The following is a 17,523-nucleotide window of genomic DNA, read 5'->3' as shown; positions in this document are numbered from 1 at the left end:
TATTTAAGTTTTTTTGTCGAAACAAAAATATAGGATTCTGAGGGCTATTTAAAATTCCGACTTTCGGAGGCTAGTGATCTAAAATATAAGCTCATCCAAATAAAGGATGGGCTTTTTTTGAAAGTATGAATTTTGTCATTTCTCATTTTGACAGAAGAGTCGACCTTTGCGCGATTTTTTGAATGAACACAAAAATTTAGATTAAGTTATGGCTTTTGTTACTAAGGAAAAGTTCTTATCAAAGGACTGGTTTGTTGCCTACTCATACATCCTTGTGGGTAGCCTTTTGTTTGCAATTGGTGATGTATTATTTGTAAACCCATATATGCTGGCTCCAGGTGGTGTTTATGGAATTGCAAATTTTATGTACCACACTACAGGATTGAATATTAGTACTTCGGTGTTATTTATGGAGATACCATTATTAATACTAGGTACAGTAATTCTTGGACCCCGATTCGGAATTAAAACACTGGTAAGTACGTTTGCCATCATGGGATTTGTTTATGTGTTAGAAATGCCATCGGTGTGGGGGCATGATGCATTTATTCCAAATGAACCGATGTTGAATACCATTATCTCTGGTATAATTTATGGTGTGGCCATTGGCTTTATCTTTAAATCGCGTGCTACATCAGGTGGTTCAGATATTATTTCCATGATTCTGAATAAATACACTCATATGTCATTGGGTAAACTGGTAATGATTGTCGATGGTACTATCACTATGCTGACGATTTTTATGCCTCAGGAAGGTGGTGAGTTTAGTTTTAGAGGAATTGATTGGACCTTACCAATTTATTCGTGGGTTGTTATCTTTATCGAAGGGAAGATTATTGACATGGTTATTGATGGTATGAAAGTGAATAAAACACTGTTTATCATATCTGAAAGAGCTGACGAGATACAGGAAAAGCTTCTTAATAATGTAAAAAGAGGCGGCACTATGTTTACAGGAATGGGGATGTATGAAGGAGTTGAGCGCAAGGTAATTTATACAACGATTACTCGTCGCGAATCACAAATACTTTTGAGCCATATTTCAAAGATTGATCCGAAAGCATTTGTAAATGTGATGGATAGTAGTCAGGTGTTAGGTGAAGGATTTAAGTCCATTGACACAGATAGTGCTGCTCATTAAATATCGAATAATGATACTTTAGAAAAAGCGCCTCAAACTTGAGGCGCTTTTTTTGTCAAATATCTTCTTTATATTTGCACCTAAACCGGTTTAGTAATTTTTAGTGAAGGCATCTATAAAAATCATAGCCGAGCAATCTGGCGTATCAAAAACAACTGTTTCGTTTGTGTTAAACGGGCGTGGTGATGAAAAAAACATTAGTGCCGATACGCAAAAGCGGGTGTTAGATACTGCACTTCGTTTAAATTATCAGCCTAACCATCTGGCGCGGAGTTTAAGCACAGGGCGTTCTTATACGATTGGTTTTGTAGTGCCCGATATCTCAAATCCATTTTTTAGTCGTATTGCACGACTGGTTGAGCACTATGCTGAAGAAAAAGGCTATTCAGTGATGATGGCCAGTACCGATGAAAAGCCAGAGAAAGAGCAAAAAATTATTAATTCATTTCATAATAGACAGATAGATGGAGTGATTATTGCACCGTCGTCAGTCGATATGATTAAAAATACTCCTAATTTTCCGTTTGTGACTTTCGATAGGCAAATGCCCAATTTTCGAACTGCAAATATTACAATCAATAACGAAGAATCGGCTTATCAATTAACGCAGAAACTCTTTGAGCGAGGTTGTAATAGAGTGGGGGTGGTAACTCTAAAAGCGTTTTTGCCTAACATCAAACAACGAATAGATGGTTACAAAAAGGCTTTGCAGGATAATAAATTGATTACTGATATGGAATTGATAGTGGAAGCCAATATTAATGATATAAGAGCCACTATTAAGTCAGGGATTGATACACTAATGAATTTGAGCCGGCCTGTTAATGGTATATTTTTTCTAAATAACGTATTGGCAACTGAAGGTATTTGGGTGTTTAATAGATATTATCCGCAGTTGTTGGATAAAGTACTTTTTGCCAGTTTTGATAATATAGATGTATTTGATTATGTGCAGCCAAAAGTAATTTCGGCATTGCAACCTGGTGAAGAAATAGCAAGGAACTGTGTAAATATGTTAATTGCGCAGATAGAAGGCAAGAATTTGCAAGAAGCTATATGTCTTTCGACAACCATTATTGAGCGCTAGAATTTAAATTAATTACTCAAACGATATAGTAGAATTGACATCATATCGGTATAGAAAATAACATATAAACAATAATAAAAATGTTACATCCATTAAAGTTTGAACCTATCCTCAAAGAAATGATTTGGGGAGGACAAAAAATTCCTCAAAAATTAAATATTGAAGGTAAAGAAGGTGTTAAAATTGGCGAAAACTTTGCGGTTTCGGGGCTTAAAAATGATTTATCGGTTGTGAGCAATGGTGCTTTGGCTGGTAAAAATATGATAGAGCTAATTGAAACTTACAAAGCCGATTTATTAGGTAGCAAGGTGTACGAGCAATTTGGAACCAATTTTCCGCTGCTAATCAAGTATATTGATGCTAATGATGATTTGTCCATTCAGGTGCATCCTGATGATACATTGGCTAAGGAAAAGCATAACTCATTTGGCAAAACGGAGATGTGGTATGTGATAGATAATGAAAAAGACGCAGCTTTGATTTCCGGATTCAGTAAAAAGACTGACGCTGTTGAGTTTGAAGATTATCATAAATCAGGCAGGTTGATGGAGCTGATGGCGAGGCACAAAACAGCTGAGGGTGATTCATTTTTTATTCCGGCTGGTAAAGTTCATTCTATCGGGAGTGGAAATTTAATTGCCGAAATTCAGCAGACATCTGATATAACCTACCGTATTTATGATTTCGATCGTCGCGATAAATTCGGTAATCCACGCGAATTACACCATGAGCTGGCTATGGATGCCATGAATTTTAATGATGATGGATCCGGTAAAGTAGCATATCAGGCAAAGAACAATGAGTCTGTTGAAATTGCAACTTGTCAATATTTCACAACCAATGCATTGAATGTTAATGGAGTGGTTAAAAAAGATTATTCAGCATTGGATTCTTTTGTGATAATGATGAACGTTGGAGGCAAGTGTGCTATCGAAACAGAAAAAGGTAGTGTCGACCTGAACGAGATGGAAGCTGTATTAATACCTGCTTCCATAAAAAATGTATCTCTCCAGTCAGAATCAGCCAGGTTATTGGAAGTATATATCTAATATATAATTAAGAAAGCCCCAAAGTAGTTTTGCTTTGGGGCTACTACTTTCTAATCCTCTGTGTCTGGCGAAAGGTATTTATATACGTATCCTGCTAATATAGCACCTACTATTGGAGCTACCCAGAACAGCCACAATTGCCCCATGGCCCAATCGCCAACAAAAATCGCCTGGCTGGTGCTTCGTGCCGGGTTAACAGAAGTGTTGCTGACGGGTATGCTAATAAGATGAATTAAAGTCAATGCCAAACCGATGGCTAATCCGGCAAACCCTTTAGGAGCTTTAGAGTGTGTGGCACCTAAAATCACAATTAAAAACATAAAAGTCATCACCACCTCACATATTAATACGGCTATCATACTGTAACCGTCAGGTGAATGCTCTCCAAAACCATTGGCTGCAAAACCACCCAATTCAAAACCTGACTTGCCACTTGCAATTAAGTAAAGAATGGTTGCACCAATTGTTGCTCCAAGCACTTGTGAAATAATGTATGGAACAATTTCTTTGGTATCAAATCGCCCACCGGCCCATAAACCAATGGTGACAGCCGGGTTGAGATGACAACCAGATATGTGCCCAATGGCATAGGCCATGGTTACTACGGTTAGTCCAAAAGCAATAGAAACACCAACAAATCCAATGCCTAGTTCGGGGTAGCCAGCTGCTAATACAGCACTGCCACAACCGCCTATAACCAGCCACATTGTTCCAAAAAATTCTGCTACTAACTTCTTCATAGTTTAAGTGTTTGATTAATTATGAGAAGCAATTTATGACCTTATTGTTAATATTTCCAGTATTAACACATCTCAAAAGAAATATTATGAAATATTTTATGCTAGATTCAAATACTGCCTATAGTAGCATATAAGTCTAAATTGCTCTCATTTTATAACCTACTTTTTAATATACTCTCTAGTGAGGCGCAAATATTGTTATTAATGACCAAGATAGTGATGAGCTTGTAAGGTTAGAGGGTTAACAGGTGCAATTGTTCACTAACAAGTATTTGGAGCTTCTGATAATATCAGTTTTGCGATTGCCAATGCACAAGGTGTATATTTGGTGGAACTGCAGTCGAATAACGATAAAGCTATTTTTAGAGTGTTGAAGCGATAAGCAATGATTATAAAAAGCGAGGTTCTTCAATGTATGAAGAACCTCGCTTTTTTTATGCCTCTATTTTTATAAACTAATAGGTGTCATTCAGGGTGCGGACTACTAACTTACTAGTATAATCTTCGATGTTTTCTTCAGTCTCAAAAATAATTGTTTTCGTTTCTCCCGGTAATAGGTCGAAATAATTATTAGAATACCAACCTTCGGCCTCATCGAAACTTAAATATACATTTTTGGCTAACATGTCGGTTGAGATGGATATTTCGTAACCTACGTCAGTTTTTTTAGTGAGCACCTTCAGCTTTGGTGATGGTAAGTTTAATTCCATTGGCTCTTTAAAATAGCTGGTAGTCGAGTAGACTAGCTCACCTTCAGCAAAAAGTTTTGTTGATAATACAGCATTTGTTGTGTTTATGCCTTTTAGTAATTCCTTTAGAGGCTTTTTAAAGATGATACTGGAAGTATTAGCTTTTACCTTTACTTCATCCTGATAAGACCAGAGTTTGTTTCCCTCAAAATCTACTATCTCAAGTTCTAATCGACCTTGTTTATCATCAAAGTTGTCCGAAACACAGTAGATTAATAAATCATCTGTTTTTGTATCGGGCACTGCTATTATTGGTGAAAAAGCCTTTCGAGTGAAATATTGCAGTGCTTTCCAGTTGCCAAAGTAATCGATGCTTGACCACGATGCAGCTGGCCACACATCATTCAATTGCCAATATAGGCTTCCCATGGTAGTTGGCATGTTTATGCGATGTCCTTCGATACCTGTTCTGATGCCTTCGGCCTGAAGTAATAACCCTACATATAAGAATGATTCAAAATCTTTAGGATTACGATAGTAGTTATCCATATAACGTTTGATGGCCCCATTACCAATAAATGATCGCTGATGCGATTTCATTACTTCCGAATTAATGTCGTAATCTTCCGGAATGGTATACTTCTTAATTGTCTTTAGTTCAGGGAATGATTGAAAACCATATTCACTTACAAAGCGTGCAGCTCCATCGTGATAAGTAATAAAAGGAACATCTCGAAACCAGATGCGCCAATCGTGGTCGTCGCCATCTATCTTGTTTGTTTTAATAGTATCGCCAGCTTGTGGACTTGATGCCCAATATTGTTTGGCAGGGTCATGTGCTTCAACTGCCTTGGGTAACACATCTAAAAAGATGTCTTTATACGCTTGCCACATGGCTTTGGCACCATGGGGTTGCTCTTTTTCATTATTCTCTTTCCAGCCCCAACCAAACCAGGCACCTAATATTTCATTATTACCACACCATAAAGCAATACTCGGATGATTTCTTAAACGTCGTACATTGTACTCTGCTTCGTGCTTCACACTTTCAAGAAATTCAGGATGACCAGGATACATATTACATGCAAACATAAAATCCTGCCATACCAAAATGCCATATTTATCACATAGGTCATAGAAAATCTCCTTTTCGTAGATGCCACCGCCCCATACACGTAACATGTTAAAGTGACAATCGGCTGCTGATTTAATAATGTGTTCATATTTCTCAGGTGAGACTCTATCAAGAAATACATCATTAGGAATGTAATTGGCCCCTTTCATAAATACAGGTTTGCCGTTTAGTTTGAAGTAAAACGAACGACCTACTTCATCATTCTCTCTTACAAGCTCTATGCTTCTGATTCCAAGTGTGTGGCTGAATGTCTCAATTCCGGCAGTAGTTTGTAATTCGCCTTTCAATTGGTAAAGATGAGCTTCACCCAATCCATTTGACCACCATAACTCAGGGTTTTCAATTTCAAAGTCAACATTGTAAGTGTGTGTGCCTTTTTTGAGGTTCACCTTTTTTGAAGTGAGAATGTTTCCATCGATCGATATGCTAAGCGTGGCATCGTTGGCTTCATTTGCTTCAACTTCAAAAACCGACGTCAGCTGAGCCGATTGTTCTGTTATATGGTTCTGTATAGTATGAATATTATCCAGTCGTGCCGTATTCCAGGCTTTAATAGAAATAGGTTCCCAAATGCCTGAAGTAACCAGGCGAGGGCCCCAGTCCCATCCAAACATATAAGGTGCCTTCCGCACGTGTGGACTTACCCACTTTTCACCAGGTACTTTTCCAATTTTAGCCAAATCATTGGCAGAAGATTGCACCACATATGGGTAGTTGTCGTATAGCTCTAAACCAACTTTTATAGGTGAGTGAAAATAAATACGTAATGTGTTTTCACCTTCTTTAATGTGTTCTTTACAGTTCAATGTCCAGCCTCTGAACATATTATCTGCTTTCAGAATAAGTTCATCATTTAAATAGACATCGGCATATGTATCAAGTCCACCAAAAGTGATGTTAATACGGTTCTTGCTAAATGTGCTTTTATCGATAATGAAACTGGTTTTGTATTCCCAATCGTTTTTATCGATCCATTGCAAGTCGTGTTCGTTTAGTCTATAAAACGGGTCGTCTATCAAATCGTGATTGAGCAGATCGGTATGGATACAGCCCGGTACTTTAGCCGACAGCCATTCATTTTGACTGGCTTCACTAAATTTCCAATTATCATTTAAATGAATGACAGTTGATGAGGTCGAACTGTTACTGTTCGAACAAGCAGTCACTAACAAAAGAGTGAATGCTATAAAAATCGCATGAATTAGTGTTTTCATTATTGTGTATTGTTTAGTTCCGTAAAACTACGATTTTGATATTTTTTTGAATGGAGACTAATGTCCAAAAAGATAGACATATTCTGACTTAATATCTAATGTTTGTAATAAAAGGCTGCATTCTTAATATTTGTATCTTTAGCCTGATAATGATTAATAGTGTTTGACTATATGATATTAAATCTGATTGAAGTATTGGTTTTTAGTTCGTTGCTATTGCTCTCATTTATTTTAGTGACCAATCCAATGAAAGTTAATATAAAAGCCAACCGATGGTTCGGCTGGCTCTTGCTTCTTTGGGCGTCTTATTGGTTCGATGAAGTGTATTCATTAGTAACGAATGAGCAAATTCAAATAAGTACTTTTTTTGTCGTTGCATTTATTCAGTTTTTTACGCCACTATTATTTTTTATCAGTGTGTGTCATTTTACAACGCCTGCTTATAAATTGAAAAAGGATCTTCCAAATTTTTTGATTTTACCTTTTGTTTATTTGCTGATTTTAATTTCTGATAAATTTCTGCCAGCTAACTTGTATTTGCTTCAATTGATTTTCGTTTTGATTCATGCATTGCTTTTTACCACTTTATCCTTTATAAGAATACGAAAACATCAAAGCAATATTCAACAATTTGCTTCTTCAACGCAAGAGATTAACCTGAATTGGCTGGAGTATATTATATTGGCTATGATATCATTGGTGTTTATTGTTGGCGTATTTAATATAGTATTTTTTGAATTGCCTCTAAATGTTTTTATGAATGCGATGGTATTGCTGGTAGTTCTGTTCATTACTTATAATTCGTTAAAGCAAAAAGAGATATTTCCGAAGAACAATGTGATGGTTCAGCAAGTAATTGATATTAATGAAGAAATAGAAGAAGTTCCAAAGCGTCAGATTGTGACTGATAATCAGATGGAGGAGCTAAAATATCAGTTGGATGAATTAATGATGCGCGATGAACCTTATCTGAACAGTGAATTGAATTTAATTAAACTGGCCGAATTGTTAGGTGTTACATCTCATCAGTTATCATACGTTATTAACCAGGGCTACAATGAGAATTTCTTTCAATTTGTTAACCGCTTCAGGGTTGAGAAGGCCAAGCTTATGTTGTCAGATAAAGAAAATAACAAGCTCTCAATCTTAGGAGTCGCATTTGAGTCAGGATTTAGCTCCAAAACATCATTTAACACCACTTTTAAGAAATTGACGGAGCAAACACCATCGGAATACAAGAAAAAATGTTCAGGTTTATAAATAATGACCTCTTGAGTATACAGTATTCATATAATGAGGTGTTTATATGGAGGTTCGGTTTTATAATATTGAACGTTTACTCAGCTTAGTACTTGTAGTTTTGTTGCTGTACTGTTTAAATCTATAGCAAACATGGAAAAAGTGAAGTTCGTATTATTGGTTTGTATTTATAGTGCCTTGTTTCCTTTTGTTCAATCAATGGCGCAAGGGCCTGTTCAAACCATTAAAGGGAGAGTAGTTGATGCTGACTCCGAAATTAGCATCCCAGGAGTAAATGTTATTGTTTTAGAATCTCATCCACAAAAGGGCACCATAACTGATATGGATGGTCATTTTATGATTGAAGATGTGCCTGTGGGGCGTTATACTATTCAAATAAGCTTTTTAGGATATGAGCCAGTAGTTTTGTCAGAGGTGTTAGTAGGTTCGGGTAAAGAGATTGTATTGAATGTGGCAATAAAAGAGACGTTTCAGCAATTAAATGAAGTTGTGATTAAGCCTGAGCAAAGGAAAGATAAGGCACAAAATAATATGGCCACTTTGTCGGCTCGGTCTTTTACAGTTGAAGAAGCCGGGCGATTTGCCGGTGGCTGGAATGATCCTTCGCGTTTGGCTGGTTCCTTTGCCGGTGTTTCAATGGCCGAAGGTGTTAACGATAATGCCATTGTAGTACGAGGTAATGCACCCAAAGGAATTCTTTGGCGATTAGAAGGTGTTGAAATACCTGTCCCTAATCATTTGAATGGAGTAAATAACGGAGGTGGTATCGAAACTGTTTTTAGCGTTAATATGCTCGATAATTCAGACTTCCTTACAGGTGCTTTCCCTGCTGAGTATGGTAATGCTATGTCGGGAGTGTTTGATATGAAATTTAGAAAAGGGAATAGAGATCAGCGTGAGTCAGCATTTCAAATCGGGAGCCAGGGCATTGACATAAGTTCTGAAGGACCTTTTAAAGATGGTGGTGAGGCTTCTTATTTGTTTAATTATCGATACTCAACCATGGGATTGGTAGGGCAATTGGCCGATATGGATGTCGGTCTGCCCAATTATCAGGATTTGAGCTTTAAAGTCCATTTACCAACCCAAAAGGCTGGTACCTTCTCCATTTGGGGTATTGGTGGTAAAAGTAATGTTGCTTTTGAGCCCGATGAAGACCCAAATGAATGGGAGACATCGTGGGATAATAATGAATATGATACAGGCTCCGAGATTGCTGCAGGAGGTATTAATCATCGATTAAATTTTGGACAAAAGACCTATTTGTTTTCATCTATTGTTGGAGCTTATGATGGTTTTACCAACGTTAGTGACCAATTGCAGCGTGATGGAAGCATGATTCCGATAGCTGATCATAGCGAAAAAAACTACCGCTTAATTGTAAGTTCGTATTTGAATCATAAGTTTGGTAATCGACACACTAATCGAACCGGTATGACGTATACTAATTTGAGTTTTGATCTGGACATACAAGGAAATCCTAATCCAGGTGTCGAAGATGAATTAGTTCGAATCGCCAACCAAACCGATAATTCATACATGATGCAAGCGTATACGCAAAGCAAGTTTCGTATAGCGCCAACTTTTGATGTAAATGCAGGTATCAATTTTACCTATTTTGGTTTAAATGAAGAGCTTATTCCAGAGCCTCGCTTGGGCGTAACATGGCGATTTATCCCGAAACATTCATTTAGTCTGGCTTATGGAAAGCATAGCCGCTTAGAGCCTTTACGATTTTATTTGGCACAAAATGAATCGGGGGCTTATCTGAATCCCGACCTGGAAGTTACCAAGGCCAACCATTTTGTATTTTCATACGATTGGCGAGTGTCTGATAATATGAGTCTTAAAATAGAACCTTACTATCAAAAGTTGTATGATGTACCTGTGTTAGATGGTAGTTCTGAGTCGCTGATTAATTATGAGTGGAACATGTATTTTACCGATCCTTTAGTAAATGACGGTACAGGCAGCAATATAGGTGTTGATGTGACAATTGAGCGCTATATGAAAAATGGCTATTATTATATGTTTACAGGTTCATTCTTTGATTCAAAGTATAAAGGCGGCGATGGAGTGGAGCGCAATACATCGTATAACCGAAACATGGTGCTTAACCTACTCGGGGGGAAAGAGTGGAAAGTGCGGGAAAATAACCTGTTGAGTATTAATGGTAAGATTTCTTACATGGGAGGTAATCGATTTACACCACCCGACCAAACCCTTTCTAAGGAATCAGAAATGGTAGTGTTGGATGAATCACGTGCTTTTGAGTGGCAGGAAGATAATAAGCTATTTGTTGATTTGGCTTTTAATTATCGAATTAACCGCAACAAAGTATCTCATGTGCTCATTTTGCAAGCGAAAAACATAACGATGACCGAAGAGATGTTTGGTTGGGCCTATGATTTTCAACAGCAAAAGGTGGTACCGCATGGTATGACAATGATTTATCCGTTCTTCAGCTATCGATTAGAATTCTAAGGAGCTTAATATATTTGGATGAAGGTCATTTTAGCTAAGGTTGAAATGACCTTTTGCTATAGAGATGACTAGTGATTATTCACCCAATGATAGTGATACTAAAGAAATTACTTTGGCAAGGCTTTTTTTTACAAAAGAAATGGATGTAATAAATGTATGATGCTTTCATGAAATACATCATGTTTCGTGTTGGTGATTCCAATTAAAGAAGTGCATAAAGTATAGAAAATGAATAACTAAAACAATGATTGAGGCCTATTAGAGAAATATTTCCACTTTCAATATGGAAATATTTCTTCAATTTAACATTGAAAATGAAAGTGTTGCTATGTTTATTTTTAATAAATTTAAATAGCAGTACTTTGTCAAAATTGTAATGTGGAGTTTGCAATTTTTAGCAATATCCTTTTAGATTTGTAGATATAATCTAAAAGAATGCAATCATTTTTTGAGACACATCGATATTTATTAGAGCACCTTGGTTCGCCAGTTCGTCGCGAATTGATGAATGAAATTGATTGGAATCATCGATTAATTGGCATTAAAGGTGCACGTGGGGTTGGCAAAACAACATTTCTGCTTGATTTTGCCAAAGCCAATTTTGGATACGATAAAAGTTGTCTGTATGTCAACTTGAACAACTTATATTTTACCGAACGAACAATCATATCATTCGCTGATGAATTTCGGAAAAAAGGGGGGAAGACCTTAATTCTCGATCAAGTATATAAGTATCCCGAGTGGTCAAAGGAACTGCGATACTGCTATGATAATTTTCAGGATTTAAAAATTGTATTTAGTGGTTCGGCAGTGATGCGATTAATGGATCAGAATCCTGATTTAAAAGATTGTGTAGCTGTATACCGCTTAGATGGTTTCTCATTTCGAGAACACCTCAATCTGGCCACAAAAAACAAATTCGAGGCTTATACTCTTGATGATATATTAAAAAATCATGAACAAATAAGTGCAGAAATAAGCTCCAGGGTACGTCCGTTGGCTTATTTTAATGATTACCTTGAGCATGGTTACTATCCGTTCTTTCTCGAAAAACGCAACTATCATGAAAATGTAGTTAAGAATATCAACCTAATATTAGAAATTGATATTTCTTATCTCGAACAAATAGAATTGAAGTATTTGCCCAAATTGCGTAAATTGCTCTATTCCATTGCAAAATCGGCTCCGTTGCACCCCAATGTAAGTCGATTAAGCCAGGAAATTGAAACGTCAAGAGCAACGGTAATGAATTATCTGAATTACCTTAAAAACGGGCGCCTGATTAATATGCTTTACGAAGATAGCGAGTCGGCAAAGAAACCTTCGAAGATATATATTCAAAATCCGAATGTGTATTATTCCGTAACACATGGTGAGGTGAGCCAGTTAAATATGAATCGTACTTTCTTTTTAAATCAGGTTGGATATCGCCACCAGGTAAATGTGTCTAAAAAGAGTGATTTTAAGGTTAATAACCAGCTGGAGTTTTATATTGGCGATGACAAAATGTCGGGTAAAGTAGTTAATGATAATGAATACCTGGCGCATCATATGCTTGAAGTAGGCGATAAGAATCAGATACCATTGTGGTTATTTGGCTTTTTGTATTAAAAAACAAATAAGCAATTAGATTAAAGACTTGTAAAGTAATAAGCAATAGAAAATGAAATGATTGATAAGACCAATAGATTCTGGACATATTGATAAGTAAATATAATTTGCTTCAAAAGTCTGAAAATCTATAAGTCTATCAGTCTGTTAGAATAATAACCAATTAATTATTAGGAGTATATAAAATGGCTAAAGAAAAAAAGTTTATTACCTGTGATGGTAACCATGCCGCTGCACATATCGCGTATATGTTCAGTGAGGTGGCTGCTATCTACCCAATTACGCCATCGTCAAACATGGCCGAAAATGTGGATGAATGGGCTGCTGCCGGAAGAAAAAATATCTTCGGCGAGACAGTTAAAGTAGAAGAAATGCAGTCAGAGGCTGGTGCAGCAGGTGCTGTTCACGGTTCTCTTCAGGCTGGTGCTTTAACTTCTACATTTACAGCATCTCAGGGATTATTATTGATGATTCCTAACATGTACAAAATCGCCGGTGAGCTTTTACCAGGTGTATTTCACGTAAGTGCTCGTAGTTTGGCTGCTCAGGCACTTTCTATTTTTGGTGATCACTCAGATGTGATGTCTACTCGTCAGACTGGTTTTGCTATGTTGGCGACTGGTTCGGTACAGGAAGTTATGGACTTGGCTGCAGTAGCTCACTTAACCTCTATTAAATCACGTGTGCCTTTCTTACATTTCTTCGATGGATTTCGTACTTCTCACGAAATTCAGAAGATTGAGGTATTGGAAAATGAGGATATTGAAGGCTTAGTGGATCAGGAAGCGCTTCAGGCATTCCGTAATAACGCATTAAGCCCAGAGCACCCGGTAACACGTGGTACTGCTCAAAATCCTGATGTTTATTTCCAGGCTCGTGAGGCTGCTAACCCATTCTATGAAGCTTTACCTGATATGGTAGCAGAGTACATGGATGAGTTAAGCAAAGTAACAGGTCGTAAGTATCGTCCATTTGATTACTATGGTGCTGCTGATGCAGAGAACATCATTGTAGCAATGGGTTCTATCACTGATACAATTAAAGAAGTAATTGACGACTTAACTGCTAAAGGCGAGAAAGTTGGTTTAATTGCTGTACACTTGTATCGTCCATTCTCAGCTAAATATTTCTTCGAAGCATTCCCTAAGTCAGTTAAGAAAATTGCTGTTCTTGACCGTACTAAAGAGCCGGGAGCCAACGGAGATCCATTATACTTAGATATTCGTGACTTGTTCTATGAGCAAGAAAATGCACCTATTGTTGTTGGTGGTCGTTATGGTCTTTCTTCAAAAGATACAACGCCAGCTATGATGTTGAGCGTTTTCGAAAACTTAAAGCAGGATGCACCAAAGAATCAATTCACTGTTGGTATTGTTGATGATGTATCAAACACTTCATTACCATTATTACCTGAATTCTCATTAGCAGCTGAAAGTACTTTCGAAGGTAAATTCTATGGTTTAGGTTCTGATGGTACAGTAGGTGCTAACAAGAACTCAATTAAAATTATTGGTGATAACACAGATAAGTATGCTCAGGCTTACTTTGCGTATGACTCTAAGAAGTCGGGTGGTATTACCATTTCTCACTTACGTTTTGGTGATACGCCAATTCGTTCGCCTTATTTGGTAAATACACCTGATTTTGTGGCCTGTCACGTTCCTGCTTATTTGCAGATGTACGATATGCTTAAAGGCTTAAAAGATGGTGGTACTTTCTTATTAAACTGCTCATGGTCTGAAGCAGAATTAGAAAGTCATTTACCAGCTTATGTGAAGCGTTATATCGCCGATCACAAGATTAAGTTCTATACAATTGATGCTACTCACATTGCCAAAGAAATTGGATTAGGTAACCGTACCAATACAATTATGCAGTCTGCTTTCTTTAAGATTGCTAATGTAATTCCTTATGCCGATGCTGTAGAGCAAATGAAAAAAGCGATTGTTAAAACTTTCGGTATGAAAGGTGAGAACATCGTTAATATGAACTACGAAGCAGTTGATAAAGGTGGTGATGTAAACGAAATTACTATTCCTGCATCTTGGGCTAACGAAGCTGCTGAAGTTGTTTTCCCAACGAATGAGAAAGCGCCTCAGTTTATCAAAGATTTCGTATTCCCTGTAAATGCTCAAAAAGGTGATGACCTTCCGGTTAGTATCTTCAAAGGTCGCGAAGATGGTACTTTGCCTGCAGGTACTACTGAGTATGAGAAGCGTGGTATCGCTGTTGATGTTCCTGAGTGGGATGTTGATAACTGTATTCAGTGTAACCAGTGTGCTTATGTTTGTCCTCACGCAGCTATCCGTCCATACTTATTAGACGAAAAAGAATTAGCTGGAGCTCCTGAAGGAACCACATCGAAAAAGGCCAATGGTAAAGGATTTGACGGTTTGCAATATCGTATCCAGGTAAGTGCATTAGACTGTACTGGTTGTGGTAACTGTGCCGATGTTTGTCCGGCTAAGACGAAGGCTCTTGAAATGAAGCCTCTTGATTCGCAACAAGCTGAAATTGCACGTTGGGATTATATGGTTGAAAATGTATCTATTAAGGATGACATTACGCCAAAATCACAAAACGTTAAGTCATCACAGTTTGCTCAGCCTTTATTTGAGTTCTCAGGAGCTTGTGCTGGTTGTGGTGAAACACCATACATCAAGTTAATTACGCAATTATTCGGTGATCGTATGATGGTGGCTAACGCTACAGGTTGTTCTTCAATCTATGGTGGTTCGGCTCCTGCAACGCCTTATCGTGCCAATAGCGAAGGTAAAGGTCCTGCATGGGCTAACTCATTATTCGAAGATAACGCTGAGTTTGGTTTAGGTATGGCTACTGGTGTTAAGAAGCTACGTGACCGTATCGAGCGTAAGATGACTGAGTCAATGTCTGAAGTTAATGCTGAAACAAAAGCAGCTTTCGATAAGTGGTTTGAGACTAAAGATAATGGTAACGATAATGTTGCTGCTTCTAAAGCGGTTGTTGCTGCTCTTGAAAATGAGTCACATGCTGTTGCTAAAGAAATCCTTGCTTTAAAAGACTACTTATCTAAGAAGTCAGTATGGATCTTTGGTGGTGACGGATGGGCTTATGACATCGGTTATGGTGGTTTAGATCATGTGATCGCTTCTGGTGAAGATGTAAACATCTTGGTAATGGATACTGAGGTATACTCTAACACAGGTGGTCAGTCGTCTAAGTCAACTCCGGTTGGTGCTGTTGCTAAATTTGCTGCTTCAGGTAAGCGTATTCGTAAGAAAGACCTTGGTTTAATGGCTACTACGTATGGTTATGTATACGTTGCTCAGGTTTCTATGGGTGCTAACCAGGCACAGTACTTCAAAGCGCTTAAAGAAGCTGAGGCTTATCCTGGACCATCATTAATCATTGCTTATTCTCCATGTATTGCTCACGGTTTAAAAACTGGTATGGGTAAAACTCAGGCTGAAGGTAAAGCTGCTGTTGAGTGTGGATACTGGCACTTATACCGCTACAACCCGATGTTGGAGAATGAAGGTAAGAATCCTTTTACTTTGGACTCGAAGCCTCCACAATGGGATAAATTCCAAAGCTTCTTAATGAACGAGGTTCGTTATACAGCTCTTGCTAAGTCGTTCCCTGAGGATGCGAAAGTGTTATTCGCAGAATCGGAGAAGAATGCTAAATGGCGTTATAGCTCATACAAGCGTTTGAATGATTTGGAATACGAAGTGATTGAGTAATCAATTCAATTCAGATATAATGGAAGCCGCTTTCGAAAGAGAGCGGCTTTTTTATGCGATAATTTTATGTGATGAATGTACTGTGTCGTCCAAGGAGTTGATTTTACTTTCTAAAGGGCGTATCTTTTTTAGGTGTTTTGTTATGAAAGAAGACCTTTGTGTCTTATTTATAAAACAATTATTGTCAGCTTCTTGTTAGAAAAAGGCAAAAGAAATTAAAAACCCTTTAATATCACCTTTGACATGGATTTAAGAACAACCTACATGGGGATTGAGTTGAAAAATCCCATTATTATTGGAGCCAGTAATCTGGTGTTAGATTTAGAAATGGCCAAGAAACTTGAAGCTGCCGGAGCTTCAGCAATTGTTTACAAATCATTATTTGAAGAGCAATTAAACCTTGAAGCAGCAGAGCTGGAAGATGAACTGCATGAGTTTGATAACATAAATGCAGAAATGACATCTTTATTTCCAACCATTGAGCATTCGGGACCCAAGGCTCATTTGCTGGCACTTAAGAAACTTAAAGAAACCGTATCAATACCAGTATTTGCCAGTTTAAATTGTACATACGATGTCAGTTGGGTTGAATATGCTAAGTTTCTTGAAGAAACAGGTGTGGATGGCTTAGAGTTAAACTTTTATTCGACCATCTCAGATGTTGAGAAGTCAGCTGTTGCAATCGAAGATGAGCGTATAGAAATCCTCAAAAAGATTAAAGCTGCTATCAAAATTCCGGTAAGTGTAAAGCTGAGCCCGTTCTATACCAATATGATGAATGTGGTTTATCGCATGGATAAAAATGGAGCCGATGGTTTTGTGCTATTTAACCGTTTGTTTCAGCCTGATATTGATATTAAGGAAGAGAAATTGCGCATACCTTATAATTTAAGTCACAAAGGCGATAATCGTTTAGCATTGCGCTTTGCAGGTTTGCTTGCTGGTAATGTCAATGGTAGCATCTGTAGTAATACGGGTATTGTTGATGGCGAAGACTTGATTACTATGTTACTGGCTGGTGCCGATGTGGTTCAGGTGGTGAGTACGGTTTATAAAAATGGCGTTATCCAGGTAACTCGCATGCTCGATGAATTATCGGCTTGGATGAAGGAAAAAGGCTATGAATCAATTAACGACTTTAAAGGCAAGGTTTCGAAAAAGAATGTAGACGACCCGCATGCCTACCGTCGTGCTCAATATGTCGATTACCTAATGAAAGCAAAAGAATATTTGAAAAAATACCCTGTTAATTAAGGAAGGATAATTATAGATAAGGAAGGAGTCGTTCAACTTGAACTGCTCCTTTTTTTTAGTTATTTATGCGTCAATTTATTATTTATTAACGCATTCGGAAAGGCCTAAAAGTGGTGACTTTCCCAAATTTTTTG

Annotated in this window: 10 protein-coding genes; 8 read left to right on the top strand and 2 right to left on the bottom strand. The window is 37.5% G+C overall.

Going from position 1 to position 17,523, the window contains the following annotated elements; genetic code table 11:
• Positions 1–208 precede the first annotated feature (208 nt).
• The 3 genes from JIV24_RS17375 (at position 209) to manA (ending at position 3,277) form a co-directional block, all read left to right on the top strand.
• Entirely contained in the window at positions 209–1,141 is a 933-nt protein-coding gene (locus JIV24_RS17375) for a YitT family protein (RefSeq protein ID WP_200466343.1), read from the top strand.
• A gap of 103 nt (positions 1,142–1,244) precedes the next feature.
• On the top strand, positions 1,245–2,228 hold the full coding sequence (locus tag JIV24_RS17370) for a LacI family DNA-binding transcriptional regulator (RefSeq protein WP_200466342.1): 984 nt from the start codon (positions 1,245–1,247) through the stop codon (positions 2,226–2,228).
• A gap of 80 nt (positions 2,229–2,308) precedes the next feature.
• Positions 2,309–3,277, top strand: coding sequence for a mannose-6-phosphate isomerase, class I (gene manA, locus JIV24_RS17365; protein ID WP_234445866.1), 969 nt, complete (start codon positions 2,309–2,311; stop codon positions 3,275–3,277).
• A gap of 50 nt (positions 3,278–3,327) precedes the next feature.
• On the opposite strand, the gene aqpZ is transcribed toward manA, so the two are convergent.
• Together aqpZ and JIV24_RS17355 are read right to left on the bottom strand one after the other, a co-directional pair.
• Complete coding sequence (aqpZ, locus tag JIV24_RS17360) at positions 3,328–4,017, bottom strand: aquaporin Z (RefSeq protein WP_200466341.1); 690 nt, start codon at positions 4,015–4,017, stop codon at positions 3,328–3,330.
• A gap of 455 nt (positions 4,018–4,472) precedes the next feature.
• The gene (locus JIV24_RS17355) at positions 4,473–7,055 is read right to left on the bottom strand and encodes a beta-mannosidase (protein WP_200466340.1); all 2,583 of its coding nucleotides are present in this window, start codon (positions 7,053–7,055) and stop codon (positions 4,473–4,475) included.
• Between the two features lie 171 nt (positions 7,056–7,226).
• On the opposite strand from JIV24_RS17355, the gene JIV24_RS17350 reads away from it, so the two are divergent.
• The 5 genes from JIV24_RS17350 to JIV24_RS17330 all read left to right on the top strand — a co-directional run bounded on the left by JIV24_RS17350 (position 7,227) and on the right by JIV24_RS17330 (position 17,389).
• The gene (locus JIV24_RS17350; protein ID WP_200466339.1) at positions 7,227–8,315 is read left to right on the top strand and encodes a helix-turn-helix domain-containing protein; all 1,089 of its coding nucleotides are present in this window, start codon (positions 7,227–7,229) and stop codon (positions 8,313–8,315) included.
• 132 nt (positions 8,316–8,447) lie between these two features.
• Entirely contained in the window at positions 8,448–10,799 is a 2,352-nt protein-coding gene (locus JIV24_RS17345) for a TonB-dependent receptor (protein WP_200466338.1), read from the top strand.
• Positions 10,800–11,234: 435 nt separating this feature from the next.
• Positions 11,235–12,410 (top strand): ATP-binding protein, encoded by a 1,176-nt coding sequence (locus tag JIV24_RS17340; RefSeq protein ID WP_200466337.1) that lies wholly within the window; start codon positions 11,235–11,237, stop codon positions 12,408–12,410.
• 185 nt (positions 12,411–12,595) lie between these two features.
• On the top strand, positions 12,596–16,135 hold the full coding sequence (gene nifJ, locus JIV24_RS17335; protein WP_200466336.1) for a pyruvate:ferredoxin (flavodoxin) oxidoreductase: 3,540 nt from the start codon (positions 12,596–12,598) through the stop codon (positions 16,133–16,135).
• A gap of 243 nt (positions 16,136–16,378) precedes the next feature.
• On the top strand, positions 16,379–17,389 hold the full coding sequence (locus JIV24_RS17330) for a dihydroorotate dehydrogenase-like protein (protein ID WP_200466335.1): 1,011 nt from the start codon (positions 16,379–16,381) through the stop codon (positions 17,387–17,389).
• Positions 17,390–17,523 lie beyond the last annotated feature (134 nt).

Source organism: Carboxylicivirga marina (genome assembly GCF_016612505.1).
GTDB classification, from domain to species: domain Bacteria; phylum Bacteroidota; class Bacteroidia; order Bacteroidales; family Marinilabiliaceae; genus Carboxylicivirga; species Carboxylicivirga marina.
The sequence above is the reverse complement of the archived record's forward strand: the minus strand, read 5'-3'. Positions and strand labels throughout refer to the sequence as shown.

Excerpts from the sequence above, each read along its gene's own strand:
- JIV24_RS17375 (WP_200466343.1), top strand. The coding sequence starts at position 209 with ATGGCTTTTGTTACTAAGGAAAAGTTCTTATCAAAGGACTGGTTTGTT.
- JIV24_RS17340 (WP_200466337.1), top strand. The coding sequence starts at position 11,235 with ATGCAATCATTTTTTGAGACACATCGATATTTATTAGAGCACCTTGGT.
- JIV24_RS17330 (WP_200466335.1), top strand. The coding sequence starts at position 16,379 with ATGGATTTAAGAACAACCTACATGGGGATTGAGTTGAAAAATCCCATT.
- manA (WP_234445866.1), top strand. The coding sequence starts at position 2,309 with ATGTTACATCCATTAAAGTTTGAACCTATCCTCAAAGAAATGATTTGG.
- JIV24_RS17345 (WP_200466338.1), top strand. The coding sequence starts at position 8,448 with ATGGAAAAAGTGAAGTTCGTATTATTGGTTTGTATTTATAGTGCCTTG.
- aqpZ (WP_200466341.1), bottom strand. The coding sequence starts at position 4,017 with ATGAAGAAGTTAGTAGCAGAATTTTTTGGAACAATGTGGCTGGTTATA.
- JIV24_RS17350 (WP_200466339.1), top strand. The coding sequence starts at position 7,227 with ATGATATTAAATCTGATTGAAGTATTGGTTTTTAGTTCGTTGCTATTG.
- JIV24_RS17355 (WP_200466340.1), bottom strand. The coding sequence starts at position 7,055 with ATGAAAACACTAATTCATGCGATTTTTATAGCATTCACTCTTTTGTTA.
- nifJ (WP_200466336.1), top strand. The coding sequence starts at position 12,596 with ATGGCTAAAGAAAAAAAGTTTATTACCTGTGATGGTAACCATGCCGCT.